The following is a 25,377-nucleotide window of genomic DNA, read 5'->3' as shown; positions in this document are numbered from 1 at the left end:
GAATGGAATTATTGATCGACAATAAGGACGGTAACCTATGGGATCTCTCGGAGATTGTGTCAGAGATAACCTGGAGCACCTACCGGATCGGCAAGCCGGCTTCACTGGAATTTACGATCGTAGACCGCGGCATCTACCAGGATAAAGGATTTAAGCTCAATAATGGCGATGTTGTTCGATACACAGATGAGGGACATAAGGTCTTCTATGGCTATATTTTCAAAATAAGCGAAGGCCGCGAAGAGGAAATTGAAATTCTGGCTTACGATCAGATCCGATATCTCATGAACAGCGGAACATACGTATTTTCGAAGCTGACGGCCACACAGGTCGTTCAAAAGATCGCCAAGGACATGCAGCTAAAAACCGGCACGCTGGAAAATAGCGCCTACGTGATCCCGTCACAGATTCGAGATAACAAGACCTTCATTGATATGATCTGTATGGCGCTGGATGAGACATTGATAAATAACGGGACCAATTTCGTTTTTTATGATGATTTCGGCAGTCTGTCGCTCCGGAATATAGCCGGCATGAGGTTTCCTTTGGTTATTGGAGATGATTCCCTGATGACCGATTACTCCTATAGCCGGAGCATCGATGACGAAACTTATAATCAGATCGTCCTTTACCGCGATAACAAGGAGACTGGTAAGCGTGAAACCTATGTCACCAAGGACAGCGCGACAATTAAAAAGTGGGGGCTGCTGCAACTTTACGAATCTGTGGATGAAAATCTGAATCAGGCTCAAATCAATGAGCAGCTGGCGCAGTTACTTTTTGCTAAGAATCGCGAATCCCGGTCTTTAAGCGTCGAAGCACTTGGAGATTACCGACTGCGGGCAGGGTGCTACGTCAATTTATACATCAAGAAAATGAGTATCAATAAATTTTTCCTGGTCGAGACCTGCACGCACAAAAAGTCAGACGGCGTGCATACCATGGACCTGGAATTGAGGCTGGTGTAAATATGCTGGAAGCCATTAAGCGTGCGGCCATGGACGCAGTAGATGCTGCCGGGCCCGTGGTGGTGCAGTTAGGATCCGTAACAAAGATAAATCCTCTAAGAGTTTTGGTCGATAGCCGGCTGGAGCTCACAGAGGATTTTTTAATTGTTTCGGAAACGTTGACGGAGATGAAGGTCACAATAGGCAATCAAGAAATTGTAATCCGGAAACCACTTGCTAAGGGAGATAAGTTGCTGCTGATCCGTATGCAGGGCGGTCAACGTTACGTGATCATGGATAGGGTGGTGAGTGGATGATCCCACAGAGCGAGATGGTGCTGCTGAATGAGGATATGGAAGAGACACCGCAGCCAAGTCTTACCTACAAGATGGACCTCATAAATGGGCGTATAGGAGCTGTGGCGGTGGATGGGCTGGAAGCTGTGAAGCAAGCCGTTTTTAAAATTCTTTCCACCACCCGTTATGAACATTTGATTTATAGCGCTGACTACGGCAATGAGGCAGACGTCGGAGCGGTTCGCGGGCGGGCCGTGTTTGAAACCGAGATCGAGCGCTGGGTCAAGGAAGCCCTAAAGCAGGATGATCGGATTATATCCGTTACTCAATTTAGATTTTCCTATGACCTGGACACAGCTCTTGTCAAATTCACCGTAGAGAGTGATTACGGCAACTATACAGACAGATTGGAGGTGTAGCGATGTATGAGGATCAGACCTTTGAAATGATCCTGCAGCGAATGCTAGATCGTGTCCCCGCGGATATTGATAAACGGGAAGGAAGCATTATATATGATGCCTTGGCCCCGGCAGCCATGGAGCTGGCGCAGATGTATGTGGAGCTGGACCTGAACGCAAATTTGAGGTTCGCCGACACTGCTTCCGGCGATTACCTGGACAAAGCGATTGCCTGGTCAGGTGTAACCCGTAAGGCTGCAACCAAAACGCAACTGAGAGGGCTATTTTATGACTCTGCTAATGCCCTAATGGACATACCTATCGGCAGCCGGTTTGCCATAGGAGACGTCAACTACAAGGCGACAGAGCGCCTGGCGCTTGGAGATTACCGCATGGAAGCTGAGACGGCGGGGGCTGCCGGAAATCAAACCTTCGGGAGCCTGCTGCCTATTGACTACATCAATAATCTTGCTCGGGCTGAGCTGACGGAAGTACTCATTCCAGGAGTGGACCGGGAGACAGATGCCTCGCTTTATGAGCGATATCAAGAGCGAATCTCCAAGCCAATCACTAGCGGCAACCGGTATCAATACGAAGAGTGGGCCCGGGAGATCAGCGGGGTAGGTCGGGCCAAAGCTTTCCCACTTTGGAATGGACCGGGTACGGTGAAGGTTGCGCTGCTGAATAATGATATGCGCTCACCTTCAGCGGCCGTTGTTTCTGCCGTCCAGGATTACGTTGATCCAACTCAGGACGGCATGGGAAATGGCGCTGCGCCTATCGGAGCTGTTGTTACGGTAGTCGGCGCTATAGAAGTGCCTATCAATATATCAGTAAGCGTAACTTTGGCTTCCGGAGCGACCACATCCCAAGTTAAAACTCAACTGGAGGCAGCCACCAAGGCGTATCTGGCCAACCTGGCCTTTATGGACACTTTGGTCCGGTATACACGGATACAGAGTCTTATCTTGGACATACCACCGGTGATCGACTATACCAATCTCAAGGTAAATGGCGGCACTATCAATATTGAGATCCCAGCGGATGCAGTACCGGTACTCGGTACGGTGACGGTGACAGCCATATGAGCGGCGCGGAACGGTTAAAGAGTTACCTGCCCGGTTATTATGGCGGGATCGTTGAAATGGACGAGTTGATGAACACTGAGGGGCCAGAGTTTGATCTGCTCGGCGCGCGCGTTGAGGAGTTGCTTAACCAAGCCTATCCTGAATACGCAACCTGGGCGCTGGACCGATACGAGAATGAGCTGCAGATTGTGGTGGATAGCAACAAGCCGGACGAGCAACGGCGGTCCGTAATCATATCCAAAATGCGGGGGTATGGCAAGGTATCAGGCGATATGATCAAGAACGTTGCACAGGCTTATGACGGCGGTACGGTAGACGTTGCCGTTGAGCCAGCAGCCTATAAGATCATCATCACATTTGTTGATACGCTGGGCATCCCCGCAAATCTGGATGATCTTAAGCAGGCTATAGAGGATCTTAAGCCGGCACACATGGCATTGGATTATAAATACCGTTATCTGCTCATTCGTGAAATCAACAATGTTATGACCATCAATCAACTGCAGCAGCACAAGCTTACCGATTTCGCGCCGTTTATAGATCAAATATGAAAGGAGGCACCTCATGCCAAGTAATACACCGAATTTGAATCTATATAAGAAAAACCCGGCAACAGACGGCGACGATACTTTTAATATTGAGACAATGCTTAATGAAAACTATGACAAGATCGATGCACATGCCGGAGACAATACACGTCACATCACAGCAACTGAGCGCACCAACTGGAACGGCAAGGAGACAACAGCCGGATCACAAGCAAAAGCAGACGCAGCCAAAGACGCTGCTATTACTGCGGCAGCAGCCGATGCTACAGCTAAAGCTAACGCTGCAAGGGATGCGGCAAAGGCTGCTTCAATTCCTATTGGGCAAAAGGGCGCAGCTGGTGGCGTGGCGGATCTTGATGCGAGTGGTAAAGTGCCAAGGGACAAGAGTTATAGTTCGCTGGGTGGTCGGGGCGGAGCAGATAACTTAGACACGGCTTTTCTTGCTGGGATTTGGGTATTTGTTCCCGGTGCAACGGGTAGTCCAGAACCGAGCGGTTACGGACTTTTGGAGGTTATCGTTAGTGATGGCGATCTTTATGACGGCTCCACCAACTGGATTTTTCAAATTGTGCGCATGACTGGCGGGGCAATATATTCACGCATAAAGGTGAATAAGGGGGTATGGAGCGCCTGGAATCTTGAGGGTGGCGAGGGTATGTTCAAAACCAATGGGATTGTAGATAAGGACTACAACCAGTATACCAAGCCAGGCACGTACCAGATTTACGGGTCGGTATTCCCTAATGCTCCAGCTTTTTCAGCTCCATGGGGTGTCCTTAACGTCTATCCGGGGAGTAACGGATATGTTGTCCAGGAAGCCGTACAAACTACTGCCCCGTACGGAAAGTTTTACAGAGGGCGTACGGAAACGGAGTGGGGTCCATGGCTCAATGTCGCTGTGCAAAACAGAGCTGCGATATTTGACGGGGTGGATGCAAGAAGTGCCGAAAATTTTAGACTAGCAACCGACGCCCCAAGCACCTACCCCGGAGGAGAGACTACTTTTTTTGTTAACAACTCGCCGGGATGGCCCGCAGTTTACGGCACCGTTAAGTCAATCAGGGGTAACGATAGGGTAGGTGCTACTGCAGTCACTCAGTATTTTTATCCGTATAATATATCGGCCCCAATTAAGTACCGTCAAGCACTCTACGGCAGCGACACATGGGGCGAATGGGAGACTGTATTAAGAGGTACGGACGCCAAGGGCTTCGCCAAGACAGGAAATATCGTTACTTTTGGCGGGACAAGCATGGGTGTAACCACGGCAGAGTTCATAACGTTGCTTAAAAACATGGGAGCATATTCCCCTGATGGAGGATACTGGGTAGGGCGGGGCAATTGGTCCTACGCTGTTAATGTCCACATTACCGATTCCAGCTTTGGCAACATACACCTCGCGGGGGCAGTTGTTGAAGTTATTGGGTATCTTGATGGTGACACTTTTACGATCCGCATTACGACACCTACAACAAGTGGCGTAGACCAAACTACGGCAAACTGCGAATTTATCTATGTTAGTAACGGCCCTACCTACGCTCCGGGCTGGCGGAAGAGCCTGAACAGTGCAAACACATCAGGCTTGTTCGGAGTGGGCCAAAGTGTAGTCGATGCTAATGCGCTTGTGCATAATGGCTCCTATGTCGTCACTGCATCGTGGACAGGAAGTCTTTGGGCTGGGGTAGATGGGGCGAATCAGGGTTATTTAACACACACTAGCTGGAACGCTGACAATTCTTATGCGGTGCAGACATTTATGCCCATTAATGCTGGTGACGTCAATAGAACAGGAATGTGGTACAGAAGAAAAATAGCAGGTGTTTGGGGAACGTGGACTAGAACGTACAGTGCCGAAAATGATGTTTCCCTTTTTAAAGAAAGAGGAGGCGTTCCTGCTGGGTCAGATTTAAATGATTACCACGGCAACGGATCTTACATGCTCCTAAGTGACTGGTACGCAACTTATGTTCACCGTCCGCCGGTGGACTCATACTACGTCTTGACAGTTTCGAGAGCTCAAGGCAGTGGGGGGTTCGTCAAGCAAACGGCTACTCAGGTATTTGGTTCTTTTGAGTATTACCGCACTCGTACAGATCAGGGACTCTGGAGTCCATGGGTAGAAGTAATGACTAGTGAGTCCGGCAATTCCTTTGTTAGCAGAAGTTTACCTTCTTCAGGAGAGGACCTAAACAATAAAACCGCGCTGGGAATGTACGTTTTAGGAGCAAGCAACGATTATGTCAATGGCCCGGGGTTAGACTGGTGCTTGTTAAATGTGTATAGAAATTCCAGCGGCTACATGGTTCAAGAAGCTACAAACGTAGGGTCTGATACTCCACGGAAGAGGTTTAGAACGCGGACCGAAGCGAATTACTGGAGTCGCTGGACTGACGTTGTTACCACAGATTCCACCGGGAAAATACCGGGAGTAGCTGCTAATAGAGTAGCTATTAATGGTGTGCCGTTAACGACAACAGCATCCACTACGGTGGCAACATACACGGTCCCCACCACAGGTATGTACACAGTAAAGATTTGCTTGCATGTAGCTAATCAACGGGATGTAGCAATTAACGTCAATTATGCGGGAATGGGAGGTTCAAAAAGCCGAGTTGTGTTGCCGTATTTAACAACGCTATCCCCGGACGATTATGATTTCATTCCCGCCACTATTTTATGTAATGCGGGTAGCAATATAAATGTAGTCGCGCAAACATCCATTGCCAATTCAGTCTTTATAACCGCGACTATTACACAGGAGGGTTAACCAATGCCATTATATATACCGGGTACAGCAGATCCTGGCGATGTGCTAGCAGGTAAAACATATAGTGCCAAAGATAAATATATCGCACTGGGTACGATGCCTTTAAAAAATAGCTCAAATGGAGATGGTGGCTCGCCGAACCACCACATGTCTAAAGAAACATATGCAACAAACGGTGCGATATATTTCAGACCAATATATCCAACCGATCCTATTACAGCTTTTCAAGGCGATGTTTGGATAAGGAACAACGATCCAAACTTTAACTCCGCAAACTGGAGATCAGACAGAACTATACTCGGCGTCCGGGGAACTCTACCTGTTATCAGCGCAGGTGATGATGTGGCTATAGGAACAGCACAATGGCCAGATGGGTCACTGGCTGTTTATCCACGTGAAGGATATCGTAAAGGGGGTCCAGGGGCGGGGGAAATAAAGGTAACTTTAGCACAACTTCAAGCTGCAGATGGTGATTTAATTGCATCAAATATTCGGAGTGGGAAAAATATATACGGTGTTGCTGGAAGCTTGGTAGAAGGCAAGCGCTCAGCCTCAGGAACATTCGTAGACAATGGTACACCACATACCGTAAACGGACTTGGATTTACACCCGCTTCAGTAGAGGTTGCTTTTAGCAATGGTAGCAACCACACGCGTACAGGTTATTCATTTGGACAGTGGTACGCTTGTGTAACAAACTCAAATCAAACCCAACCGCTTTCTACAAATTTCAACCAAAATTCAGTTTTTGCAGGGGGATTTACCGTTGCGGTACCGTTTGCTAGTGGATGGACAATCACGTGGCGAGCTGTTGAATAAAATAATAGGAGGTCATTAAGATGGAAATCGGAAGAAAAATTTATTATGACAAAGCGACAGGAAATGTAATTGTTGATACTGGTGAAAGAGTTGGTAATGTTGTTAAAACAACCCGCGAGCAAGATTTTGCATCTTTCAAGGTGCTTAATGAACGTATAGAGGAAACAGTAGGAATGATAGAATTAGAATTCGGTCAATTTAACGTTGAATTTCGTGACTCCTGGGGACGATACCGCGTGAATCCGGAAACGGAGAAGCTGGTGTTTAACTATGATCCGATTGATCCAGAACAACCGGGAGAACCAGTCTATCAGAAGCCCTTAACCGAGCAGATCAAAGACCTGACAACAGAGCTATCCAGCACACAAATGGCTCTCGCTGATAATTACGAGCAGTTACTCTCCGCACAAAAAGAGGCCGTAAGTGCGCAATTAGCGTTAACGGAATTGTACGAACTGGTATTACCCCTGACTGGAGGTGCTAGTAAATGACACAAGTATATGCAAGCTTGATCCGCAAGGACTTAAAAAGCTGGAACAAGTACCGGCTGTAATCCGCGAGGGTGTTGCCGAGCTGCTGGGCGACAATGCGTAACTGGTTGGCGGGGCTGCTGGTGTCCGGCGGTCTACGTCTCATGAGAGGAGGTGATACCATGTCTGTTATTTATGCACTGCTGATTATTAAGGGGCTCAAAACTTATGCTCAAGTGCCAGCCAAGCTGCAGCCGGAGGTTAAGACCTACCTGGCAGCGTCTGATCTGGATGAAAACGGAGATCCATTGCCAGCTAAATAGATTTAACGATGGCGCCCAATGAGGCGTTTTTATTTTGCCCTCGGAGCTGCTCCGGGGGCTGTTTTTATACACCAATTAGACAAAGGGGAGCAATCATGATGGAAGACGGGGGAGCAGATGTAAGGGGAGGGGTTGAGGATGTAATGCCATTACAACGCCTTGAAGAGGTAGAGGTGGGGTTGAGCACTCTGTCTAGTGAGTTTGCCCGAATGGCTGCCGAGAACGTCACGGCAAATACTAAGCTGAGGCTACTGGAAGAGAATGACCATCGTCATGATGAAAGTATTAAGGAGATTAAAAGTTCGACCATCAAAATGGAGATTCAGTTCAGTGCAATCATGGCTAAGTTCGACAGCCTCGAAAGCAAAATTTTCTCGCTGCTTCAACAAGCAAACAAGGACAGTGGGGCAGAGCGGAAACTTTGGATGGACATGATTAAATACATTGTTTTGATTGCTCTTGGAGCAGCAGCAGGTAATCAATTTTTAGGGAAATAAGGAGTGGTGTAATGCTTACATTAGATCAGGTAAAACTCAAATCACATAAACGTCTAATCGGGCTGCATCCTGTCCTTGCAGCGGCTACGGTGGCCCTCATTGAACGGTGTTACGCCCGAGGGGTCAATATAGTCATAACCCAAGGGCTGCGGACCATTGCAGAGCAGAATGGCCTATTTGCTCAAGGTCGGACTCAGGCAGAGCTTAACAAAGTGGGATTGTCGAACGTAAAGGCGCAGCCAGACAAACCAAAGGTCACCAATGCCAAGGGCGGCACCAGTTACCACAACTTTGGACTTGCTATCGACTTTGCCCTACTGTTGTCGGATGGTAAACAGGTATCCTGGGACCTGAAACGCGATGGAGACGGTGATAAGGTAGCGGACTGGACGGAGGTTGTTCAGGAGGCCAAAGCGCTGGGGTTTGAGTGGGGCGGGGATTTCGTGTCGATCAAGGATGCCCCACACTTCCAAATGACATTCGGCTTGAAGACCGCACAACTGCGAGCAGGCAAGGAGCCAACAGCAGCACAGGTAAAAGCGGCTTATGCCAAGATTGATAAATGTAAGGGGGAGGCTTCAGAAGTGAAGAAAGATGTAATCGTGAGGGTGCTCGTAGACGGCAAGAAGGTGGCAGACGGTGTAGCTGATGAAGGAGTTACCTATACACCAGCAAGGGCCGTAGCAGAGGCTTTAGGGGCTACAGTGGACTATGACGCTAAGACTAAGACAATGACAATCACCAGTAAGGGGGCTAAATGATTATGAATAGCAAATGGCGCAATCGTGGATTGTGGGTATCTTTGACGGCAGCCGTGCTGCTGGGCGTACAAACAGTCGGAGCGATCTTCGGGGTGCAACTGGCCCCGGAGAAATATGACGAGGTTACTACGGCGGTGAATGCTGTTCTGGGCATCTTGGTAGTATTGGGGATCGTAAGCAATCCAGAGGCAGGCAAGGGATACACCGATAAAAAGTGAAATTCCCAAACTCTGTAATTGTGAAGAGTCCCGTCAGCCGATCCTTGACCGGCGGGACACTTAATGAAATGGAGGTATTATGAATGAGTGTGGAAGAGAAAATTAGTAAACTTGAAGGTGAGATAATTAAATTGAAATACGAATTTAAAGTATTAAAAAGCAAACTTGTGGAGAAGGAAAGGCATGATCCTATCTCTGAAGACACTGGATTTGGGGTCGATAATCCCGGGAATTAAGTTTCATCGACCAATTCTTTTAGTTTTTTAGCCATAAACTCAATAGAGTCTTGAGGATATTGGAATGCATAGGTATCAGCAAGAGTCGGACTAAATTGAATTACATCTGTTTTATTAATGCCATACCAGATGGGAAGGAGAACCTTGAATCCCTGTGACTCTCGAGTGAGCAGTCCTCGGTACTCATACTTAGTCCAATATTTTGAAAAGAATTGTTGCGATAATATTGCGACTCCAAATTTGGAATTCAGTATTCCCTTATCTATTGTTCCACTAATGCTATCTCCTATTTTAAAAATACGTTCATCGAACCAGACTTTTAAACCGATACGTTCCAACTCATTTGCCAAAGGTCTAACGAACGATTCTTTGTCTTCACTTGCATGAGAAATGAATAAATCATAAGATTCTGCACCTTCAAGATGAGGTAACTCAGGACTCTGACGGATCAAAGTTTTGTAGACGTCCAATTCTTGTCTAATCTCGTCATTCACTGAAGCCTGGTTATTTAGTTGGCGTGTTTGTTCTTTTTCAGTTTCTTTTGCTAGTTTCTGTTGATCTCGAACAAGTAATTTGTTTTTATCAGCAATCTTCTTATGCAATTCTGCTTGCTTTTTACTGGCCTTGGCAATATCAGTTTGGCAACGACTGATCTCAGACAGTTTAGTTTTAATTGTAGACTGAGATTTCGTTTTTGAAATGCTTTGATGGGCTTTAGTGGCTTTTATTGTAGCATCAGATTCCTTTTTCTTTTCAACGCTAATTTTCTTCTGTAGATCAGATAGATCGTTTTGAAGCCGGTTTATGGAAGCCTGGAGGGAACTAATTGACATGAACATACCGCCTTTTCATTAATAAGCAAATATCACATCTTTCTGTTGCAAGAACACTCTAGATTAGTTTCCATAATTTAATATTACAAAGTAAATTCCCGAAGGTTTGAGAAGATCAAAGCCCTGCCGGCCGTTAATTGATCTGCAGGGCTGGTTATATTATCATGCTGAGGTTATATTATCTTAAGGACGGTGAATTAAAATGCGCAAATTCATAAAAAAACCAATTGTCGTTGAAGCATATCAGACCGATAAGGAAATGAAGATAGAAACCTTAGAAGGCGTTATGACAGCATCACCTGGTGACTGGATAATTACCGGAGTCAATGGGGAGAAGTACCCATGTAAACCCGACATTTTTAAAAAGACGTATTCTCCAGTTAAATAGGGTTATTCTAAAGCAGAACTAATGGCTTGATATGTAAATGATTTCGCCCAAGTTGCACCAGCATTATAAATACCAGTTGGTGAAGTATTTGAATAACTTATTTTTACTGCTACGAGAATGAGTCCTAATTCCTTGGCTTTTTCAATCTCCCAATTGCACCAACTACTTTTATGAGTTTTTTCACCCACTAAAAGCAAAAACACATCACATTGGTTCATCCGCCTAGATATTGCTCTTTTTATTGCGGCTTCATCAAAGGAATTAATGGAAACATCTGTTGATCCATCTTCAAATGAAAAATTACTAAAATAGGCGGATTGATTCTTAGACCACATTAAGAGTGTGTTCTTGTAATCTCTATCTTCATCATAATCGTAAGATATAAATACTTTTTTCATGTTGACTCTTCTCCTTTTTTGGCTGAATGAAGGTTAGCCCAATTTACATTTTCCTTCGAGATTACGCTCTCGATTCGTTCTACTAATAGATCAAAGGCTTCATCTGGATTCGTTTTGTATACTCCGGTTAAAGTAAGATACATGTATTTTTCCTGTCGTAATGTCTCACATATGCTCCGGTATTCAATCCAGTTCTCATGATATTTTCCTAAACTCACGAGGCCTTCAATTATCACTATTATAGCCCCTAAGATGCTCACAATTACAGCGAATGAAACCCAGCCCGAGCTTTGTGTTGATAAAATCGGAATCAACGCAGCAGATACGAGTTCTACTCTCTTCATCCATTTGTAAGTCTTCTGACATTCGATACTTTTAGTGTCATACCAGTCAATCTGGTCTTCTAATCTTTCCTTCAGATACTGATCTTCTGATATTTTCAAATAATAATCCCCCCCTAATTCATGCTTTATCCCTAAATTACACTATCATTCTACATCAATAGTCCCATATTGGCGATATTTGGAATTGAAAATAAATATTTGATAAGGAACTTTTCTTTAGCAGGTGATATTAGAGTGCATATACATAATGTTCCAAATGAATTATATTTATATGACATAAAAGCCTAAATGAAGGATTGGTCAAATGTATACATTTACTGCACTAAATGATCCAAAGCTTAGATATGGAACTTCCAATTTTATTAGCTTAAACATCTATGAGGAAGAAAGTGCACAGTTTAGGGGAGCGCTATTAACACTATTTGGAGAACCACTTTTTAAGACCACAGATATAGAAGATGCGTATTGTTATATAGTTCTTGTCAAAGATGAAGAACACAATAGTTGGATATTTACTACTTATGAAGGACCGAGTGGGCCGGCCATTGGATACAAAGGTATTAAAGATGAAGGAGCCGTACTGGCTGCGAATGCCCTCCTTGATGAATTAGAAAAAGTTATTCCGAAAGACTTTGAAGAAAAACTTTTCAGTGAAGACTTTGGAAATACCATTACTTATGGTTGTAAAGACGGGCTATGCTTTTATAACGAAGAATCAGGTGATGCTGCAGTGGAAGAGTGTTATGGATCGGATGAAGATTTGTGAATACCAAATATAAAGTCCTGGAGAGTGATACAGACTTCCTGACTGCTGCCCTTGCGCAATCCAAGGTGTCAGTCTGGTACCGGGAAGATCCGGACCCAATTGGCCACCTAATGGATTATGGCGGATTGGTTGAGGGGTACTCCCCAGAGACAATTAAGATTGCCGGCAGTTGGTTTATGCGGGACCGATTTGAATTTAGAGCATACATAAGATAACCCGTCGGGCTTGTGCCTGATGGGTTTTATTTCGAAATATTTATGGGATAGCAATCAACCTCATTACATGTTGAATTTTCTCATAAGGTATATACATTACCTCTTGCTCATTTCGCAGTTTAATCTTAGCTTTTATAGGACTATTCTCAGGAGTCTCCATCAATATTTCTCTGTCTATCGTATATGTGCGCTTACCGTCTGACTCTTCTCAAATACAATTATTAGTTCTTTTAGCATAGAATCACACTTCTCTCAAAAGAAAACTCGGGATTAAAATATAAGTATGAGCCCTATTAACTATTTTGGATATTCACCGATATTATATAGGTATAAAAAGGGTCAAAAGGTTATTTCTTGATTCATGATTAGTGTATTTCATATTCCGAGTTTTATTCAAAATGATCTTTTTGAGGAGGGTTATAATGATTTTTAAAAATGTACAGGCAGAGTTTAATTCAGACACAAGAGTTAATAATGATAATTGGTCAGCCTTTAGAGAAATGAATAGAGAACAAGTATTTAAAATCGTATTTAAGCGGAATTTTTTAAATTTTAATAGAATTTTGCTTCTAGGTGCAGGGAATGGGAATGACATAGATATAAACTACTTAGAAGATATATTTGATGAAGTAGTCGTTGCAGATATAGACGAGGAAGCTCTGGATTATTTGATAAGTAAATCCAAAAATCCTAATAAGTTCACTAAAGTTATTATTGATCTTAGTGGTGTTGAATCACAAATGAACTCATACGATTTCAACAATAAAACATCTACTCAAATTGAAACCTTTGTTAGAAAATTGAAAATTAATATGGATTTTTCTGATATCAATGGTGAATTCGATTGCGTTATTAATTGCAATTATACATCTCAACTAGTTAATCCATTTATATTGAAAACATTGGAAGAATATAATATCAAGCCGACTTCTAATTTGTTATTATTATTAAGTGAACTAAGTAGTAAAATAATTACTATACTATTTAATTTCATTTATTCAGTTCTACATGCGAAAGGGATTTTTATACATTCTACTGACCTTTTTGAAGTTTCATTTAATGAAAAAACGGACTATAAAAGTCCAGGGTTTATAGAAATAATGACAGCGTTAAATGGCAAGATAGAAAATATAGACTTGTTATTAAAAGGAGAAGTTGTAGCCCCTTTAATATCCAAGTATGCTCTCGTTGGAAGTTACATACCAGATAGTGAATTTAAATTTGAAAGTTTAAGGTTTGTCCCTTGGAAATTTAGCTTTAAAGATTATTATGTTAAATACTACATTTGTATGGTTTATGCTTATAAAAAAGGTTTCGTTCCAAATCAAAAAATCATTTCAGATTTATAGAGAAAATCATAATGTTGCTGACAAATTTGAGGAGGTGGGGACCCACCTCCCTTTTTTATTAATCACCCCCTATGATCTCATTTATTTCTCGAACTTAGCCATCAGTTTGGAAGCACTACATGGATTTATTCTTCTATTTCTCCTTTAACTATCATTCGTACTACGCGTGAAATATTCTCTACATCATTAATCGGCACCCATACTGGACCCTCAATCGTATTGATTTTTACTCGTTCGGGATCTGCAGACACTTCAGCAATGCCCTTTATTTTATCCCCATTTATAAGCCATACAACAATCAGTTCTCGTCTTACAGCTGCGATTTTCAAACTTTGCTTAAGCTTTTTATCCATGACCACACCTCGGGTCTTTTCTGATTATTATACACCCCGCCCTGATATCTGGAGGAAAATTTTCCTTACCTACATATACATAATGTTCCAAATGAAATATATTGAAATTATTTAGTTTGAAGTCGAAAGGTTGTGTGTGGGATGGATAACGGTTATTTTGTAGGTTGGGGGACGCTAGCTCTAATTAATGCAGGACTGGCGCAAGGGAAAAACAGGAGTGGGCTAAATTGGTTTTTACTTTCTTTGCTTTGTGGTCCACTGGCTACATTTTTCCTTGTGATTTCGGATAAGGTCCGATTAGATTAGAATCAAGACATATTCAAGGTAAAATGTTTGGAGGGCGAAATGAGCACGACATACAAAGTCCTGAAGAACGATATAGAATTTCTGACCGCTGCCCTTGCACAATCCAAGGTATCTGTATGGTACCGGGAAGATCCAGACCCCATAGGTCACCTGATAGACTATGGTGGGATAGTAGAGGGGTACACACCAGAATCCATAAAGATAGCCGGCGCCCGGTTTATCCGGGAACGTTTTGAATTCAGAATGTATACCAAATAAGTAAAGGACCTGGGGCATTACGCCCACAGGTCCCTTGTTTATTTTACAATTCTTTTCTTCAGCAAACTATTGTAGCTATTTAGCATTTCATCAAGCAGTTGGCTTGCTTTAATAACCTCCGGATCGGATAGAAGTTTATAAGCAGATAGTTTGTTCATCTCGAAACGGAGTTCTTCGATTCTCAGAATAATTTCTTCCAAGGCGAACATCTCCCATAAATTGTTTATCTATGTTAGGCGTTCGCCGTGCACTGCGACCGTATTACGGATATCCCGAGATCATTGGGCATAAGAAAGCTGACCAGATCCGTATCAGGTCTCTAAGATGGATGCAAATTTGCTTTATAGTATTTCGCTGTATTTCGGTAAAATCCTTTGACATAATACAAAAGCACCCTGTGACACTCAGTGCTAAGCATAAATGTTTTTATCAATCTAATTGCTTGAATCTTTATGAGAAGTAAAATGTAATACAAAAGTACCATTTACTTTAAAAATAAAATATATAATAATTAAATATGGATCAAAAATACAATTAAAGGAGATGGTTGGATATTATGTTAAAAAAGACCTACACTAAAACTGTATTTTTATCAATTGCTTTAATGTTTGCGCTCAGTACTAATGTCAACGCTGATACTGGAACTGCACATATTAAGAGAGGCTCAATTGTAGGTGCGAGTTCAATCTCCTATTGGTATGATTCTTCACTGACTTCATATGGTTATAAAGGGGCATTTACAAATGCATTTACAAAATGGGATGTATTATCTAATGGATTTGGATTTAATGAGACGAGCACAGAAAGCGGTGCGAAGGTAAAGGTGTATGTTGGTTCTAATGTTCTCCCTTCAAATGTAATAGCTCGTACAGAATACTACATTTACACTTCATTTGGTGGAGTGAGCCAAGTTGGATCAGACTCCGTTACAAACGGTTCCAATTTTGAACATGCTAGAATTAGGTATGATCATGTGAATGGGTACAATAATGGATTTGATATAACGGAAACATGTGGACATGAAGTCGGTCATGTTCTGGGTCTTAACCACTTTGAAGATGCGCCTGCGCACGCAGGAAACCATTGGATGACAAGTCCAACGACAGACTTGACTTCACCGACTAGTGTTGACACTGATCATTTAAGAGAAAAGTGGGGGTACTGATTATGAAAAGTTTTAAGAAAAAGAAAGTTTATATTCCTATTATTTTTCTTTTAATAATTTTTTCGACTTATGTTGTTATTGATAGAACAAGTATAGAAGAAGTTCATAACGATTCAACTCATGTTTTATTTAATAGCTATGAGGAGTTATTTGATAATTCTGATATAGTATTTGAGGTTGTTGCCACAAACAACACGAAAAACTTAACTCAAGAAGTTGATGGATACCCTGAAGGTTACACACTCACAAGCGTAAAAGTAAATCAGGTTTTAAAGAATGCCGGGAATGTTGAAATTGGAGAATATTTTGAGGTTGCAGAACCCTATTTTATTTGGGACAAGGGCATTGTACCAGGTAAACAAAAGATCACATATGATGGTTACACAGAACTTCAAGGGGATGCAAGCTACGTTCTATTTTTAAAATGGGGAGAAGGTATCAATGGTTATTGGATAAACTCCTTAGAGCAAGGCAAACATAATATAGACGGGAAAGATTTGAAAGAAAAAGAGGTAATGGAAAATAAAGGACAGTACAGAACGTTAAAGAATGAAATTATAGAAGCATTCAATGAGCAAAAAAATTAATGATAAGCTGTAAGCCCGTCAACCTTAACCTGGTTGGCGGGCTTTTTTTGTTTATACGATAAACTCAGTGAATACTGGGCTCCGCAGCATTCCAGATTTTGTCCAGTTCCTCATACGTACCCGGGCCCGCAGTCGGGGTTCTAAGTGTACAAACTCCTTATCCTCGCCGGTTACAAGCTGGCCGGCCACACCTCGAAAAGCTTGCTTATGGAGCGGCGACGCACCGAACTCAATAATTCCCGCCGGGCGCAACCTGCCGGACGTACCGGACGGGACCGCAGCAAGCCAGCCAAATTCCTGTTTACGATATCCGGTTATATATACTTCGGCATAGGTCCAGTTAATGACCTTCTGCCAAGCGTGGGATCGGCGTCCAGTTTCATAAATGCTGTTCTTACGCTTGCCCACTACACCTTCCATACCTCGCGTCTCAATCTGTTCAAACAAGGCCACGCCAGCGCCATCAACATGCGGCACCACTCCAAAACTTCCAGACGGTAGTGATAATCCCGCCAGAATCTCCTTGCGGTGCAGCAGCGGCAATCCGCGCAGATCCTTACCTTTGTATTGCAGGATATCAAAGATGGCGTAATAGGCCGGCAGTGCGGCTGTGAGCTGCTGAATCTTGTCTGCCCGCCGTGCCTGAAATCGACTCATAACAGACTCAAAATCAGATACGCCGGTTGCCGGATCTACGCAGGCGACCTCACCGTCTAAGATTATATCGTCATCAAACGGAAGCTGCAGTTCCGGGTACTGCCGGGTGCAGTCGTTATCGTGTCTGGTGTATAGCCATATTTTGTTGCCTTGTTGGGAATAGATCAGCCGATGCCCGTCTATCTTTGGTTCGAATATAAAATCGCTGTGTGAAAACGGCTTGGGAGCCGTCTGCAGCAGCATTGGGGATACAAACATAAAAAAACCTCCTGTATCCAATTATAGCAACTCGCTATACCGGATAGAGGAGGTAAGTGCTGGGAAGGATTATTCTGCTGTTGTATATTCACTTACTTCATAGGTAAGTATTTTATCAAATACGACATAATCTTTACGCTTTTTGAAGGGGCCTCTGTTGTTGCTATGCTTATCAATTGCATGCATCCCTGGGCCTCTACCTGCATCATGGGCATCATACCAGGTTAAAAATGCATTCACTTCAGCGATCGGGAGATCGTATTCCTTTTCTACTCCATTTGTCATCGTAATCACCAGTATAGCTCGATCACCCGGTTGTTCTGGTGTCGGAGTTGGTGCTGGTGTAACAGTTGGCTTTGGAGTCACGGTTGGCGTAGGTGTCGCCGTTGGAACTGGCGTACTCGTAGCAGTAGCTGTTGGTTCGGGTGTTACGGTTGCAGTAGGAGTTGCAGTAGCAGTTGGACTAGGTGTTACAGTTGGTGTAGCACTAGGCGTAGTAGTCGGTGTTGGATCCGGTGTAACTGTCGGAGATGGAGTTGCTGATGGAGTAGCCGTTGGTGTAGGACTAGGTGTAGGAGAAACTGATGGTTCTGGTGTGGCAGTTGGTGTCGGTGTTGTTGTTTGGGATTCTCCATAAAGTTCGAGGCTATATATTGTAATATAACCTGCATCTGTGCCGGCTGCAGAGACTACTATTTTTTTTACTCCACTATAAGCAATTGCGGTGTTATTGGTCAATGTAGGAGGATTAAGTGCCCTTGATCCTATGTTTTCATTGTTAATATCATAAAAAGTAATTTTAGATTCTCTAGCCGCCGTCCACCATCTTGCAGCTGTTAAATCAACTGGTTTAGGAAACTCATATGTTAAAACACCCGTATTTAAAAACGACAATCCGGTCGAATCATTACCATCTGTGGCTTCATACCTTCCAGCAAGAAGTGGAATTCCCCTAAGTAAATCTGTATGCTCTGGTGCTGCTGGAGTAGCCGTTGGTGTAGGACTAGGTGTAGGAGAAACTGTTGGTTCAGGTGTAGCGGTTGGTGTTAATCCAAAAACATCCATTTCGAAAACAAAAACATCGCCCTTGTTTTTTGATACTAGAGCAACTTTTTTTACGTTTGGAATATCTTCAATGTCTACTTTATTTAAGCTATCAACTGCCGTAAGAGATTTAATTAAAATACCACTTGAATTATAAAATTCCCAAGAATAATCAGAATAAGAAATGGCGCTCATCCTTAAATATACCTCTGTGATTGTCATTGGATTATCTAATTCAGCCCAAAAAGTGTGTTCTAACGAAGTTGATCTTTTAATTGGTGTACCATCATTACCATTATTATTAGTCGACAACATTGTTGATTTAGTAGTATCGGTAATAGATGATCCATAGAAAATAGGTTTTCCATTTAGCAACCCTCCCGTATAAGCGGAAGCACTCGTTACAGGTAAAGCCGCAATCATTAATAATAACACTAACAATAGTTTTAACCTTCTCATTTATTACACTCCTCATTATGTATTATCGTTAACGACTTTACAAAACTAAACAAGGATTGTCTAAACAAATATGTCTATATCTGCAATAAAGTGAGTGAAAAAAGATGATTTTCTTTTTTGTTCCAATTGCGAATAAGTTACTTGCGAACTTAGCCGGTAGGCGGTTCCATAAATTTTATTGATATAAAGGAGTGTATCGAACAAACTTGTGTTGCAATTCTCAGTCGTACTACCATCAGGATATACCCCGGAAGCGATAAAATTGCAGGAATCCATTTTGTCCGAGAACGATTTGAATCTTAACTGGTCGGCAGGTTATTTTTTATTGAAATCGCGGAACCTTTATATCACCGCAGGGATCACATTGATCATATGCCTGATTTAAGTCTACCCCCCAGAGCCTTACATAATTTAGTGTCATAGCAGTGGAAGAGTGTCCGAGTATTCTCGTAAGTGCGAGTGTGTTCCCGCCTTTTGTAACCCAAGATCTTGCGAAAGTATGTCTGAACGTGTGTGGACTGACTCGCATACGATCGATGTTTAAATGAGTGCCCAGTGCCTTCCCAGTTTTTCGGAGTGCATCACGGATCGTTGATGAAGCTAAGGGCTTGTTATACCTTGAAGCAAAAAGAAGATCATCTTGTCCTAAATTGTATCTATATGCATAATCAAGTATCCAATCGGAAAGGATTTCCGAGAATGGTACTTCTCTTTCTTTGTTTCCTTTCCCCAAAACGATCATCCTGCGTAAATAATGGTCAAAAACACTGAGCCTAAGATTACGAGCTTCTTCGATTCTTAGTCCGGTACTAGCAAGTAAATAAACTAAAAGAGCCATACGCTCCTTGAATTTTGGGTTTGCTCTCATATCTCTAATGGTATCCATGATTGCTTGCAACTGCTCTGTAGAAAAGCTATGTATAACCGGCTTCTGACGTCTCGGACGGCGGATTTCTCCAAGTAATGATGTTTTGATAAGCCCGTGCTCCATCAAAAAAGAACTTATACGCCATAAACATGTAAAGTGTTTTGCTTTCGTTCCGGTGGATAGAGGCTGTCCATTGTGGTAATTTGGTCGTTCGTTCAGCCACAATATGTAATCTCTTGTAACACTGACGCATAAATCGGAGATTTTAATCATTCTATCTGCGCAGTATGAACAAAATTCATAATATTGTGAAACGAGATTACGTATACCTTCTTTTGAGAGACCTTCACTTCTGAGCCATTTTTCAAACTCGTCTGCAAGTGTAATCATAAAAGTTCATTCCATCCTATCTTTAATGTTTATTAATTCCTACCCCTGGGTAATGCGCTAATTGTGACAAATGGCCCGTCAACCTAATGGTCGGCGGGCCATTACTATGAGTTTCTGTTCGATTCTTTGGTTGCTTTGTAGTCTAGAATTTGCTGCCGGAACCAGATTGGGCCACTTGCAAGAAGTTGCATGGGTTCTGGAAATAGGCCCCGTCTTCGATATTCGGATACATATTGCTTCGTCCATCCCATAATTTCGGCCGCCTCGGCTACTCCTACAAACATGTCTGCTTTTTGCTTGTAGTAATGAAGCTGGTACTCTTTATCAAGTGGAATATTATCGAAATCCTCCATATCTAGCTCGGATATCTGGTCCCCAAACATGTCCAGTAACGCTATTTCCTCCGGGCCGAACTTGTGAGCATAATCTAACAACTTACGATGTATTGCTTCAATCGTTTTTGCAGGCTCTCTACCGATTTTGTCCATATATATTGAGCTGATAGAAGGGACTTTTTTATCAAAAACCCTATCCCCGAGTACAGTTGCAATGGCTAGGAGGCGACCAAAAATGATGTTGCGTTTATCATTCATTATGAGTCACACCGCCAGCTGTACATAATACGTGCCATATTATCTTCTGCTTCTTCTTTGCTTTCGAATTCTCCTTTTTCATCCACGCCATCACTGATTGTCCAGTAATCGTTACCTTCCAGATTAGGCCAAGTTGACTTAACAACATTAAAAGTTTGAATACTCATTTTGCATCTCTCCTTTGTTTTACTTTATAAAACAATAATATCAATATTGTTTTACTTTGTCAAACATATTTCATCAATTATTTTCCATTGGTAAAAAATCCACTATGAGCATATAATACAAACAAATGTTCTTATTTTATCGGAGGCGATCAATCATGAAGATGAGTATCGGTCAGACCATCGAAATCATATACCTGGACAAAGCCGAGAAGATCACTCAGCGGAAAATAGAGGTGAATGGAATCCGCAACGGTCGTATCCGGGCTACATGCCTGACCACGGGTGCGCCACGCGTATTTCTTGAAGCCAGTATCTTGTCTTGGCGTCCCGTGCAGGAGCGGCGGCATGCTTGACGATACCCCGCGTAAGCTGCTACGGATCATATTTCATTTCCGGTATCATTTTAGACGGATGCCCAGCATTAAGGAGCTGCGACGATTGAGCGGGCGGCGGCCTGCGGAGATAATCAAGGGATTCAAAGCGCTGGCAGCGGAGCAATATATACTATGGGAGTCGTCTGCACCTATTGAGACGGCCGTAATAATAGAGGGCTGGGAACGTAACGTGCCATATGATACAGCGCCGCAGGGAGGCGCACAGAGCGCCAGGCGTGGAACTAATGTAGATTACTGGTTGTATCATTGAGGGGGTACATAACGTGAGTAAATTAAACGGGAATGAGAGATGGAAAACCAAAATGTTAATGACCGAACACGTAGAAGAGTATGAGCGAAAAGAAGAGGAGAAGACCACCGGCAGTAAGATGCTCACGAATGACGAGCGCGAGATGATACGGGACCTCATTTTGCTGCCCCATATAGATACAATGGTGAGTAAAAGCCTGAAAGAGATCGAACACTCCAGCGGCATCCTGAAGCGTGCGTATCTGCTGGCCGGAGAAGCGATCCAGCGAAGGATTATGCAGGATACCTACCGGCTGCAAAAAGAGCTAAAACAGCGGAATGTGCGTTTTATAGTGGATGAGCAAGACGAATTTGTCATATACCACAAAATATTTTGCCGGGGTTATCAAGATAGGTTTGGAATGACCCGAGATGTTATGAGGACGGAGATTAGCCTACGGCTGACTAAATATACAGCGGAACTCGGAGAGTCATTAAAAGATCATCTTAAATAAGCGACATATAAAGGGAAATGAGAAGGGACGCTGCATTAAATATGGACCAGCGAGGATGATTGGGACTGGATTAATATAGAGGATATTATATATGTGACTACATAAAAAGACCCCGAGAATAATCCCGGGGTTTAGTTTTAGTCTTCAAAAAGTTCATCCATCAGATTATCAATTTCTTTCTTGCGTTGTGCAGTGTCCTCTTTATCAATTGCAACTTTACCATCTTCAAAAATCAAGGTGTCCCCAGCTGTTACCTCGTCTGGCAACTCAGACTTTAGTATGTCCTCAGTCTTTCCATCAAACTCAATTACAGCATACTCACCCTCGAAGCGATCAACGATTCCCTTCCTCATTTGGATGCCCCCTTAGTCGATGTGAAAGTGATTTTAGTGCCATCGCTAATTGCTGTAATTGTGCCTTTTTGATCTGTCCGAAGGACGGTAGCATTGGCGTTTTTTAACCTTGCAAGTATTCCAGAATCCGGGTGTCCGTAATTGTTTTTACCCACACTAATTACTGCGTACTGTGGTTTGACGGCGTCAAGGAATGCTTTGCTGGTAGAACTATTCGAACCGTGATGGCCGACTTTTAATACATCAGCTTTTAAATTCAAACCATCCGCAAGCATATCGTTTTCAGACTGCAATTCCGCGTCCCCGGTAAAGAGGAAGGACTTGTTTTTATATATAACCTTTAAGACGGCGCTCCAATCGTTAAGGTTATCCCCATAAGAATTAATAGGGGCCAGGAAATTCGCCTCAACACCAGTCAAGGGAATAGTAACTCCTTTAGTCACTGCTTTAATTGTGCGTCCTTCATTCTTAACAGCGGTTAGAAAATCCTTATAAGTCTCCGTGGTGTGCGAAACCTTCGGTGCATACACAGCCTTCACATCCACAGCCTTCAGCACGTCGTCCAGCCCACCAATATGATCCGCATCAGGATGAGTAGCGACCATGGCATCAAGTGTTTTTACCCCAAGCGCGTTCAGGTACTTCACTACATTTTTACCCTGGTTATTGTTGCCCCCATCAATAAGTATGTATTGATTTTTTGGAGTACGGATTAGAGTAGAGTCACCTTGTCCAACATCAAAAAAATAGACCTGCAGCGTGCCGGCATTTTGTTTTTTAGGTAATGCAAGGGCTGGCGCCGGTTGGACAGTTGGTTTGGTAGTCGGCTTAGCGGTCGGCTTAACAGATGGTTTTGCAGTGGCGGCCGGAGTCGACTTGGTTTTTCCACCATTATGATAATGATATTCTCCGTCCTGTAGTCCCCACTTGGCACAATTCGTTCTACAATAATGTCCGCCGTCTGAATCAGTTCTACCCGGATGCGCGTTTGCTACAATGGGAAGAAGAACTAATACAAAGGTTAAGAACAGTGAAAAAATTGTTTTCTTTTTCATATAAATCCCCCTAATACTGATAATAAATGACAAAACCAATTCTATCAGCATTAGGTAAAATTAACTATAAAATTATCAAGATTAATCATGTAAATGGGAGCATGAGCTGCCCCAACGTTGTCAGAAGAAAATAAAGTTCTTAGACTGAGAAAATAAAGTATTAGTCTGACTATGCTTCATTAAACGGGCAGGATAGTTGTAAGGATTGCTTGAATGCCGCGTGAAATAAATAGTAAAAACGAATTGACATTGGAGTTTACTCAAATGTTATTGTGAATGTATGGAAAAACAATATTCTATAAAAGAGGTTTCACGGATACTTGGTATTCCGAAGGATACGCTTCGGTACTATGACCGTATTGGAATCGTATCACCGTCCCGGGAACACAATTCTTACCGTAGGTATTCGAAGGACGACCTCGTCGATTTGATGAATATTCAAATCATGCAGTATGCGGACTTTTCTCTAGAAGAAATCAAGGGGAAGTTTCAGTTCCACAGAATGCAGAGTGTAGATCCTGCTTATTACCATGAGGTTGCTGAATTCCTTGATGCCAAAAAAGCAGAAACGCGCAAGAAAATTGCACATCTTGAAAAGGTAAGTCAGTTGCTCGACGTAGCAGTTGAAACGCTAAGGGACTTTAATCATGAAAGTGACCAGCGGCTGGTAGTGTTCGTTCGGGAGATTTACCGGGATCTTCACAAGAAGGATCCTGAAATAACTAAGGAGGATTGTGATGGACATCAAAATTAAGAATTATTATTATCTGATTGCTGGCGTTCTTGCGATACTGTTTGCCGTTACGCACGCTTGGAACGGGCAATCCGCTGTACTGCCGACGCTCTTTGTGAATGATATAGCCATGGATACACGGATAATATTTAGGTATGTCTGGCACATTATCACCGCAGAGAATCTGGTTTTCGGTATTGTATTCATTATCCTGTCATTTCAAAGCGAGCGATCGAAGATCCGGTCTGCTGCATGGACGATCGCGTCACTTCTGCTCGTTCGTCTGATGGTCGTTCTCGGCGTAACGGCATTTTATGATGTTTCGGCACTTACAGATACGTTAATCGATTCGATTGCCATCCTAATCTATATCGCTTTCATCATATTGGGCATAAGAATGAAGAAAAAAGAGTTGGGAGGTCAATTGCCACAAACCAGTAGGAAGGTTTGAAGAACTAAACTTCGTTTCACTGCCAGTGATTTGCAATACGCTAACGGGAAACGTTAGTTGAATAACCAGGGAGTAGATTGTGCGGTAACTGCTCCCTGGTTTTCATTGAAGTAACGGGCAGATGTAATTAATGATCTTGTGTTAATCTTTATTGGTTTATCCTATAAAGATTATATCTATTATATATTAGACCAATAAAAGCCTGTAGCGATATTATAAATTTATAATAATACCGTGGAGGAATGGTCTGATGTCAATTTATGATTTTCAAGCGAAGTCAATTAACGGTAAGCCCGTTGAATTGTCAATTTATCGTGGAAAAGTTCTACTTATTCTGAACACTGCCAGTAGATGCAGCTATTCTCGCCAATTACCTGATCTTCAAAAACTTTACGAAACTCACCATGAACAAGGGTTTGAAATACTCGGTTTTCCTTCTAACCAATTCAACGAGAAAGAGCCAGCGAGCAATTCGGAAGTACATGAATATTGTGAAAGCAACTTTGGAGTTAAGTTTCCGTTATTTGAGAAAGTTGAGGTTAGGGGACCGTCTGCTCATCCTATATTTCAATATCTAACACAGCAGGCACCCTTTCAAGGTTTCGATACTCAGACTTCAGGCGGTCAATGGATGCAGGATTTTCTGCGGGAAAAGTATCCGGACATATATGTCGGAGACGGAATCAAGTGGAATTTCTCAAAGTTTTTAATCGATCGAAACGGCCATGTATACGGTAGATACGAAACTACGACTGAACCATTTGACATAGAGTCAGTTATTGAATCACTTCTTTTAAAGTAAATGAATCCAATGGGTGATTAAGCTAACGGGCAGGATAGTTATAAGACTTTCAAATTTGAGCGCACATCCGGAAACTTCA

General features: G+C 42.7%; 38 protein-coding genes. 26 read left to right on the top strand and 12 right to left on the bottom strand.

Annotation, left to right across the window (positions count from 1 at the left end; translation table 11 throughout):
- Positions 1 to 2: 2 nt before the first annotated feature.
- The 14 genes from NST07_RS20530 (at position 3) to NST07_RS20465 (ending at position 9,368) form a co-directional block, all read left to right on the top strand.
- The gene (locus NST07_RS20530; RefSeq protein ID WP_342480039.1) at positions 3 to 968 is read left to right on the top strand and encodes a hypothetical protein; all 966 of its coding nucleotides are present in this window, start codon (positions 3 to 5) and stop codon (positions 966 to 968) included.
- A 2-nt stretch (positions 969 to 970) separates the two neighbouring features.
- On the top strand, positions 971 to 1,264 hold the full coding sequence (locus NST07_RS20525) for a DUF2577 domain-containing protein (protein ID WP_342480038.1): 294 nt from the start codon (positions 971 to 973) through the stop codon (positions 1,262 to 1,264).
- Positions 1,261 to 1,662 carry a DUF2634 domain-containing protein gene (locus tag NST07_RS20520; protein ID WP_342480037.1) on the top strand — a complete coding sequence of 134 codons (402 nt, stop codon included), beginning with the start codon at positions 1,261 to 1,263 and terminating at the stop codon, positions 1,660 to 1,662. Before NST07_RS20525 ends, NST07_RS20520 begins: the two co-directional genes overlap by 4 nt.
- A gap of 2 nt (positions 1,663 to 1,664) precedes the next feature.
- Positions 1,665 to 2,729 (top strand): baseplate J/gp47 family protein, encoded by a 1,065-nt coding sequence (locus NST07_RS20515; RefSeq protein ID WP_342480036.1) that lies wholly within the window; start codon positions 1,665 to 1,667, stop codon positions 2,727 to 2,729.
- The gene (locus tag NST07_RS20510; RefSeq protein WP_342480035.1) at positions 2,726 to 3,280 is read left to right on the top strand and encodes a putative phage tail protein; all 555 of its coding nucleotides are present in this window, start codon (positions 2,726 to 2,728) and stop codon (positions 3,278 to 3,280) included. The genes NST07_RS20515 and NST07_RS20510 overlap by 4 nt, the downstream gene beginning before the upstream one ends.
- Positions 3,281 to 3,293: 13 nt before the next feature.
- Positions 3,294 to 6,044 carry a pyocin knob domain-containing protein gene (locus NST07_RS20505; RefSeq protein ID WP_342480034.1) on the top strand — a complete coding sequence of 917 codons (2,751 nt, stop codon included), beginning with the start codon at positions 3,294 to 3,296 and terminating at the stop codon, positions 6,042 to 6,044.
- A gap of 3 nt (positions 6,045 to 6,047) precedes the next feature.
- The gene (locus NST07_RS20500; protein ID WP_342480033.1) at positions 6,048 to 6,863 is read left to right on the top strand and encodes a hypothetical protein; all 816 of its coding nucleotides are present in this window, start codon (positions 6,048 to 6,050) and stop codon (positions 6,861 to 6,863) included.
- Between the two features lie 20 nt (positions 6,864 to 6,883).
- Positions 6,884 to 7,354 (top strand): hypothetical protein, encoded by a 471-nt coding sequence (locus NST07_RS20495; protein ID WP_342480032.1) that lies wholly within the window; start codon positions 6,884 to 6,886, stop codon positions 7,352 to 7,354.
- Positions 7,341 to 7,457 (top strand): CD1375 family protein, encoded by a 117-nt coding sequence (locus NST07_RS20490; protein WP_342480031.1) that lies wholly within the window; start codon positions 7,341 to 7,343, stop codon positions 7,455 to 7,457. The genes NST07_RS20495 and NST07_RS20490 overlap by 14 nt, the downstream gene beginning before the upstream one ends.
- Positions 7,450 to 7,656, top strand: coding sequence for a CD1375 family protein (locus tag NST07_RS20485; RefSeq protein ID WP_342480030.1), 207 nt, complete (start codon positions 7,450 to 7,452; stop codon positions 7,654 to 7,656). The genes NST07_RS20490 and NST07_RS20485 overlap by 8 nt, the downstream gene beginning before the upstream one ends.
- Before the next feature lie 95 nt (positions 7,657 to 7,751).
- Positions 7,752 to 8,153 carry a hypothetical protein gene (locus tag NST07_RS20480; RefSeq protein WP_342480029.1) on the top strand — a complete coding sequence of 134 codons (402 nt, stop codon included), beginning with the start codon at positions 7,752 to 7,754 and terminating at the stop codon, positions 8,151 to 8,153.
- Positions 8,154 to 8,164: 11 nt separating this feature from the next.
- Positions 8,165 to 8,914 carry a M15 family metallopeptidase gene (locus NST07_RS20475; RefSeq protein ID WP_342480028.1) on the top strand — a complete coding sequence of 250 codons (750 nt, stop codon included), beginning with the start codon at positions 8,165 to 8,167 and terminating at the stop codon, positions 8,912 to 8,914.
- A gap of 2 nt (positions 8,915 to 8,916) precedes the next feature.
- A complete protein-coding gene (locus tag NST07_RS20470; RefSeq protein ID WP_342480027.1) occupies positions 8,917 to 9,132 on the top strand; it encodes a phage holin in 216 nt (71 codons plus the stop codon).
- Between the two features lie 83 nt (positions 9,133 to 9,215).
- The gene (locus tag NST07_RS20465) at positions 9,216 to 9,368 is read left to right on the top strand and encodes a hypothetical protein (protein WP_342480026.1); all 153 of its coding nucleotides are present in this window, start codon (positions 9,216 to 9,218) and stop codon (positions 9,366 to 9,368) included.
- On the opposite strand, the gene NST07_RS20460 is transcribed toward NST07_RS20465, so the two are convergent.
- Positions 9,365 to 10,201, bottom strand: a complete 837-nt coding sequence (locus NST07_RS20460; RefSeq protein WP_342480025.1) for a TIR domain-containing protein — start codon at positions 10,199 to 10,201, stop codon at positions 9,365 to 9,367. The genes NST07_RS20465 and NST07_RS20460 overlap by 4 nt on opposite strands.
- A 202-nt stretch (positions 10,202 to 10,403) precedes the next feature.
- On the opposite strand from NST07_RS20460, the gene NST07_RS20455 reads away from it, so the two are divergent.
- Positions 10,404 to 10,589, top strand: a complete 186-nt coding sequence (locus tag NST07_RS20455) for a hypothetical protein (protein WP_342480024.1) — start codon at positions 10,404 to 10,406, stop codon at positions 10,587 to 10,589.
- 2 nt (positions 10,590 to 10,591) lie between these two features.
- Here the strand turns inward: NST07_RS20455 and NST07_RS20450 are convergent, their stop codons facing one another.
- Together NST07_RS20450 and NST07_RS20445 are read right to left on the bottom strand one after the other, a co-directional pair.
- Entirely contained in the window at positions 10,592 to 10,987 is a 396-nt protein-coding gene (locus NST07_RS20450; protein ID WP_342480023.1) for a TIR domain-containing protein, read from the bottom strand.
- Positions 10,984 to 11,430: a DUF4231 domain-containing protein gene (locus tag NST07_RS20445; RefSeq protein ID WP_342480022.1), complete on the bottom strand. Its 447-nt coding sequence runs from the start codon at positions 11,428 to 11,430 to the stop codon at positions 10,984 to 10,986. The genes NST07_RS20450 and NST07_RS20445 overlap by 4 nt, the downstream gene beginning before the upstream one ends.
- Before the next feature lie 205 nt (positions 11,431 to 11,635).
- Here NST07_RS20445 and NST07_RS20440 point away from each other — a divergent pair, with 205 nt between their 5' ends.
- Together NST07_RS20440 and NST07_RS20435 are read left to right on the top strand one after the other, a co-directional pair.
- Positions 11,636 to 12,097 carry a hypothetical protein gene (locus tag NST07_RS20440; protein ID WP_342480021.1) on the top strand — a complete coding sequence of 154 codons (462 nt, stop codon included), beginning with the start codon at positions 11,636 to 11,638 and terminating at the stop codon, positions 12,095 to 12,097.
- 637 nt (positions 12,098 to 12,734) lie between these two features.
- Entirely contained in the window at positions 12,735 to 13,661 is a 927-nt protein-coding gene (locus NST07_RS20435; protein WP_342480020.1) for a hypothetical protein, read from the top strand.
- Positions 13,662 to 13,786: 125 nt separating this feature from the next.
- On the opposite strand, the gene NST07_RS20430 is transcribed toward NST07_RS20435, so the two are convergent.
- Positions 13,787 to 14,014, bottom strand: a complete 228-nt coding sequence (locus NST07_RS20430) for a hypothetical protein (protein WP_342480019.1) — start codon at positions 14,012 to 14,014, stop codon at positions 13,787 to 13,789.
- A 345-nt stretch (positions 14,015 to 14,359) separates the two neighbouring features.
- On the opposite strand from NST07_RS20430, the gene NST07_RS20425 reads away from it, so the two are divergent.
- Entirely contained in the window at positions 14,360 to 14,578 is a 219-nt protein-coding gene (locus NST07_RS20425) for a hypothetical protein (protein ID WP_342480018.1), read from the top strand.
- 38 nt (positions 14,579 to 14,616) lie between these two features.
- Here the strand turns inward: NST07_RS20425 and NST07_RS20420 are convergent, their stop codons facing one another.
- A complete protein-coding gene (locus NST07_RS20420) occupies positions 14,617 to 14,778 on the bottom strand; it encodes an aspartyl-phosphate phosphatase Spo0E family protein (protein WP_342480017.1) in 162 nt (53 codons plus the stop codon).
- Between the two features lie 356 nt (positions 14,779 to 15,134).
- Between NST07_RS20420 and NST07_RS20415 the strand changes: the two genes are divergently transcribed.
- Together NST07_RS20415 and NST07_RS20410 are read left to right on the top strand one after the other, a co-directional pair.
- On the top strand, positions 15,135 to 15,743 hold the full coding sequence (locus NST07_RS20415; protein WP_342480016.1) for a matrixin family metalloprotease: 609 nt from the start codon (positions 15,135 to 15,137) through the stop codon (positions 15,741 to 15,743).
- A 2-nt stretch (positions 15,744 to 15,745) separates the two neighbouring features.
- Complete coding sequence (locus tag NST07_RS20410; protein ID WP_342480015.1) at positions 15,746 to 16,330, top strand: hypothetical protein; 585 nt, start codon at positions 15,746 to 15,748, stop codon at positions 16,328 to 16,330.
- 51 nt (positions 16,331 to 16,381) lie between these two features.
- Here NST07_RS20410 and NST07_RS20405 read toward each other — a convergent pair whose 3' ends face one another.
- The 5 genes from NST07_RS20405 to NST07_RS20385 form a co-directional block, all read right to left on the bottom strand.
- Positions 16,382 to 17,245 (bottom strand): ATP-dependent DNA ligase, encoded by an 864-nt coding sequence (locus tag NST07_RS20405; RefSeq protein WP_342480014.1) that lies wholly within the window; start codon positions 17,243 to 17,245, stop codon positions 16,382 to 16,384.
- 69 nt (positions 17,246 to 17,314) lie between these two features.
- Complete coding sequence (locus NST07_RS20400) at positions 17,315 to 18,748, bottom strand: hypothetical protein (protein ID WP_342480013.1); 1,434 nt, start codon at positions 18,746 to 18,748, stop codon at positions 17,315 to 17,317.
- A gap of 322 nt (positions 18,749 to 19,070) precedes the next feature.
- Complete coding sequence (locus NST07_RS20395; RefSeq protein ID WP_342480012.1) at positions 19,071 to 20,006, bottom strand: tyrosine-type recombinase/integrase; 936 nt, start codon at positions 20,004 to 20,006, stop codon at positions 19,071 to 19,073.
- 104 nt (positions 20,007 to 20,110) lie between these two features.
- Positions 20,111 to 20,599 carry a type I-C CRISPR-associated protein Cas8c/Csd1 gene (locus NST07_RS20390; RefSeq protein WP_342480011.1) on the bottom strand — a complete coding sequence of 163 codons (489 nt, stop codon included), beginning with the start codon at positions 20,597 to 20,599 and terminating at the stop codon, positions 20,111 to 20,113.
- Positions 20,599 to 20,766 carry a hypothetical protein gene (locus NST07_RS20385; RefSeq protein ID WP_342480010.1) on the bottom strand — a complete coding sequence of 56 codons (168 nt, stop codon included), beginning with the start codon at positions 20,764 to 20,766 and terminating at the stop codon, positions 20,599 to 20,601. Before NST07_RS20385 ends, NST07_RS20390 begins: the two co-directional genes overlap by 1 nt.
- A 155-nt stretch (positions 20,767 to 20,921) precedes the next feature.
- Here NST07_RS20385 and NST07_RS20380 point away from each other — a divergent pair, with 155 nt between their 5' ends.
- The 3 genes from NST07_RS20380 to NST07_RS20370 are packed head-to-tail and all read left to right on the top strand — an operon-like array spanning position 20,922 to position 21,904.
- The gene (locus tag NST07_RS20380) at positions 20,922 to 21,119 is read left to right on the top strand and encodes a hypothetical protein (RefSeq protein ID WP_342480009.1); all 198 of its coding nucleotides are present in this window, start codon (positions 20,922 to 20,924) and stop codon (positions 21,117 to 21,119) included.
- A complete protein-coding gene (locus NST07_RS20375) occupies positions 21,112 to 21,411 on the top strand; it encodes a hypothetical protein (RefSeq protein ID WP_342480008.1) in 300 nt (99 codons plus the stop codon). The genes NST07_RS20380 and NST07_RS20375 overlap by 8 nt, the downstream gene beginning before the upstream one ends.
- A gap of 13 nt (positions 21,412 to 21,424) precedes the next feature.
- On the top strand, positions 21,425 to 21,904 hold the full coding sequence (locus NST07_RS20370) for a hypothetical protein (RefSeq protein WP_342480007.1): 480 nt from the start codon (positions 21,425 to 21,427) through the stop codon (positions 21,902 to 21,904).
- 137 nt (positions 21,905 to 22,041) lie between these two features.
- On the opposite strand, the gene NST07_RS20365 is transcribed toward NST07_RS20370, so the two are convergent.
- Both NST07_RS20365 and NST07_RS20360 read right to left on the bottom strand, forming a co-directional pair.
- Positions 22,042 to 22,257 carry a DUF3006 domain-containing protein gene (locus tag NST07_RS20365; RefSeq protein ID WP_341094010.1) on the bottom strand — a complete coding sequence of 72 codons (216 nt, stop codon included), beginning with the start codon at positions 22,255 to 22,257 and terminating at the stop codon, positions 22,042 to 22,044.
- The gene (locus NST07_RS20360; protein WP_342480006.1) at positions 22,254 to 23,312 is read right to left on the bottom strand and encodes an MBL fold metallo-hydrolase; all 1,059 of its coding nucleotides are present in this window, start codon (positions 23,310 to 23,312) and stop codon (positions 22,254 to 22,256) included. Before NST07_RS20360 ends, NST07_RS20365 begins: the two co-directional genes overlap by 4 nt.
- A 280-nt stretch (positions 23,313 to 23,592) precedes the next feature.
- Here NST07_RS20360 and NST07_RS20355 point away from each other — a divergent pair, with 280 nt between their 5' ends.
- The 3 genes from NST07_RS20355 (at position 23,593) to NST07_RS20345 (ending at position 25,298) form a co-directional block, all read left to right on the top strand.
- Positions 23,593 to 24,066, top strand: coding sequence for a MerR family transcriptional regulator (locus NST07_RS20355; protein WP_342480005.1), 474 nt, complete (start codon positions 23,593 to 23,595; stop codon positions 24,064 to 24,066).
- Positions 24,050 to 24,496 (top strand): hypothetical protein, encoded by a 447-nt coding sequence (locus NST07_RS20350; protein ID WP_342480004.1) that lies wholly within the window; start codon positions 24,050 to 24,052, stop codon positions 24,494 to 24,496. Before NST07_RS20355 ends, NST07_RS20350 begins: the two co-directional genes overlap by 17 nt.
- Positions 24,497 to 24,746: 250 nt before the next feature.
- Positions 24,747 to 25,298, top strand: a complete 552-nt coding sequence (locus tag NST07_RS20345) for a glutathione peroxidase (protein WP_342480003.1) — start codon at positions 24,747 to 24,749, stop codon at positions 25,296 to 25,298.
- The last annotated feature ends 79 nt before the right edge of the window (positions 25,299 to 25,377 follow it).

Source organism: Paenibacillus sp. FSL L8-0340 (genome assembly GCF_038593145.1).
Classification (GTDB): Bacteria; Bacillota; Bacilli; order Paenibacillales; family Paenibacillaceae; genus Paenibacillus_AQ.
Note: the sequence above shows the minus strand (reverse complement) of the source record. Positions and strands in the feature narration are given on the sequence as shown.

Excerpts from the sequence above, each read along its gene's own strand:
- NST07_RS20530 (WP_342480039.1), top strand. The coding sequence starts at position 3 with ATGGAATTATTGATCGACAATAAGGACGGTAACCTATGGGATCTCTCG.
- NST07_RS20525 (WP_342480038.1), top strand. The coding sequence starts at position 971 with ATGCTGGAAGCCATTAAGCGTGCGGCCATGGACGCAGTAGATGCTGCC.
- NST07_RS20520 (WP_342480037.1), top strand. The coding sequence starts at position 1,261 with ATGATCCCACAGAGCGAGATGGTGCTGCTGAATGAGGATATGGAAGAG.
- NST07_RS20515 (WP_342480036.1), top strand. The coding sequence starts at position 1,665 with ATGTATGAGGATCAGACCTTTGAAATGATCCTGCAGCGAATGCTAGAT.
- NST07_RS20510 (WP_342480035.1), top strand. The coding sequence starts at position 2,726 with ATGAGCGGCGCGGAACGGTTAAAGAGTTACCTGCCCGGTTATTATGGC.
- NST07_RS20505 (WP_342480034.1), top strand. The coding sequence starts at position 3,294 with ATGCCAAGTAATACACCGAATTTGAATCTATATAAGAAAAACCCGGCA.
- NST07_RS20500 (WP_342480033.1), top strand. The coding sequence starts at position 6,048 with ATGCCATTATATATACCGGGTACAGCAGATCCTGGCGATGTGCTAGCA.
- NST07_RS20495 (WP_342480032.1), top strand. The coding sequence starts at position 6,884 with ATGGAAATCGGAAGAAAAATTTATTATGACAAAGCGACAGGAAATGTA.
- NST07_RS20485 (WP_342480030.1), top strand. The coding sequence starts at position 7,450 with ATGCGTAACTGGTTGGCGGGGCTGCTGGTGTCCGGCGGTCTACGTCTC.
- NST07_RS20480 (WP_342480029.1), top strand. The coding sequence starts at position 7,752 with ATGATGGAAGACGGGGGAGCAGATGTAAGGGGAGGGGTTGAGGATGTA.
- NST07_RS20475 (WP_342480028.1), top strand. The coding sequence starts at position 8,165 with ATGCTTACATTAGATCAGGTAAAACTCAAATCACATAAACGTCTAATC.
- NST07_RS20470 (WP_342480027.1), top strand. The coding sequence starts at position 8,917 with ATGAATAGCAAATGGCGCAATCGTGGATTGTGGGTATCTTTGACGGCA.
- NST07_RS20465 (WP_342480026.1), top strand. The coding sequence starts at position 9,216 with ATGAGTGTGGAAGAGAAAATTAGTAAACTTGAAGGTGAGATAATTAAA.
- NST07_RS20460 (WP_342480025.1), bottom strand. The coding sequence starts at position 10,201 with ATGTCAATTAGTTCCCTCCAGGCTTCCATAAACCGGCTTCAAAACGAT.
- NST07_RS20455 (WP_342480024.1), top strand. The coding sequence starts at position 10,404 with ATGCGCAAATTCATAAAAAAACCAATTGTCGTTGAAGCATATCAGACC.
- NST07_RS20450 (WP_342480023.1), bottom strand. The coding sequence starts at position 10,987 with ATGAAAAAAGTATTTATATCTTACGATTATGATGAAGATAGAGATTAC.
- NST07_RS20440 (WP_342480021.1), top strand. The coding sequence starts at position 11,636 with ATGTATACATTTACTGCACTAAATGATCCAAAGCTTAGATATGGAACT.
- NST07_RS20435 (WP_342480020.1), top strand. The coding sequence starts at position 12,735 with ATGATTTTTAAAAATGTACAGGCAGAGTTTAATTCAGACACAAGAGTT.
- NST07_RS20430 (WP_342480019.1), bottom strand. The coding sequence starts at position 14,014 with ATGGATAAAAAGCTTAAGCAAAGTTTGAAAATCGCAGCTGTAAGACGA.
- NST07_RS20425 (WP_342480018.1), top strand. The coding sequence starts at position 14,360 with ATGAGCACGACATACAAAGTCCTGAAGAACGATATAGAATTTCTGACC.
- NST07_RS20415 (WP_342480016.1), top strand. The coding sequence starts at position 15,135 with ATGTTAAAAAAGACCTACACTAAAACTGTATTTTTATCAATTGCTTTA.
- NST07_RS20410 (WP_342480015.1), top strand. The coding sequence starts at position 15,746 with ATGAAAAGTTTTAAGAAAAAGAAAGTTTATATTCCTATTATTTTTCTT.
- NST07_RS20405 (WP_342480014.1), bottom strand. The coding sequence starts at position 17,245 with ATGTTTGTATCCCCAATGCTGCTGCAGACGGCTCCCAAGCCGTTTTCA.
- NST07_RS20400 (WP_342480013.1), bottom strand. The coding sequence starts at position 18,748 with ATGAGAAGGTTAAAACTATTGTTAGTGTTATTATTAATGATTGCGGCT.
- NST07_RS20395 (WP_342480012.1), bottom strand. The coding sequence starts at position 20,006 with ATGATTACACTTGCAGACGAGTTTGAAAAATGGCTCAGAAGTGAAGGT.
- NST07_RS20390 (WP_342480011.1), bottom strand. The coding sequence starts at position 20,599 with ATGAATGATAAACGCAACATCATTTTTGGTCGCCTCCTAGCCATTGCA.
- NST07_RS20385 (WP_342480010.1), bottom strand. The coding sequence starts at position 20,766 with ATGAGTATTCAAACTTTTAATGTTGTTAAGTCAACTTGGCCTAATCTG.
- NST07_RS20380 (WP_342480009.1), top strand. The coding sequence starts at position 20,922 with ATGAAGATGAGTATCGGTCAGACCATCGAAATCATATACCTGGACAAA.
- NST07_RS20375 (WP_342480008.1), top strand. The coding sequence starts at position 21,112 with ATGCTTGACGATACCCCGCGTAAGCTGCTACGGATCATATTTCATTTC.
- NST07_RS20365 (WP_341094010.1), bottom strand. The coding sequence starts at position 22,257 with ATGAGGAAGGGAATCGTTGATCGCTTCGAGGGTGAGTATGCTGTAATT.
- NST07_RS20360 (WP_342480006.1), bottom strand. The coding sequence starts at position 23,312 with ATGAAAAAGAAAACAATTTTTTCACTGTTCTTAACCTTTGTATTAGTT.
- NST07_RS20355 (WP_342480005.1), top strand. The coding sequence starts at position 23,593 with ATGGAAAAACAATATTCTATAAAAGAGGTTTCACGGATACTTGGTATT.
- NST07_RS20350 (WP_342480004.1), top strand. The coding sequence starts at position 24,050 with ATGGACATCAAAATTAAGAATTATTATTATCTGATTGCTGGCGTTCTT.
- NST07_RS20345 (WP_342480003.1), top strand. The coding sequence starts at position 24,747 with ATGTCAATTTATGATTTTCAAGCGAAGTCAATTAACGGTAAGCCCGTT.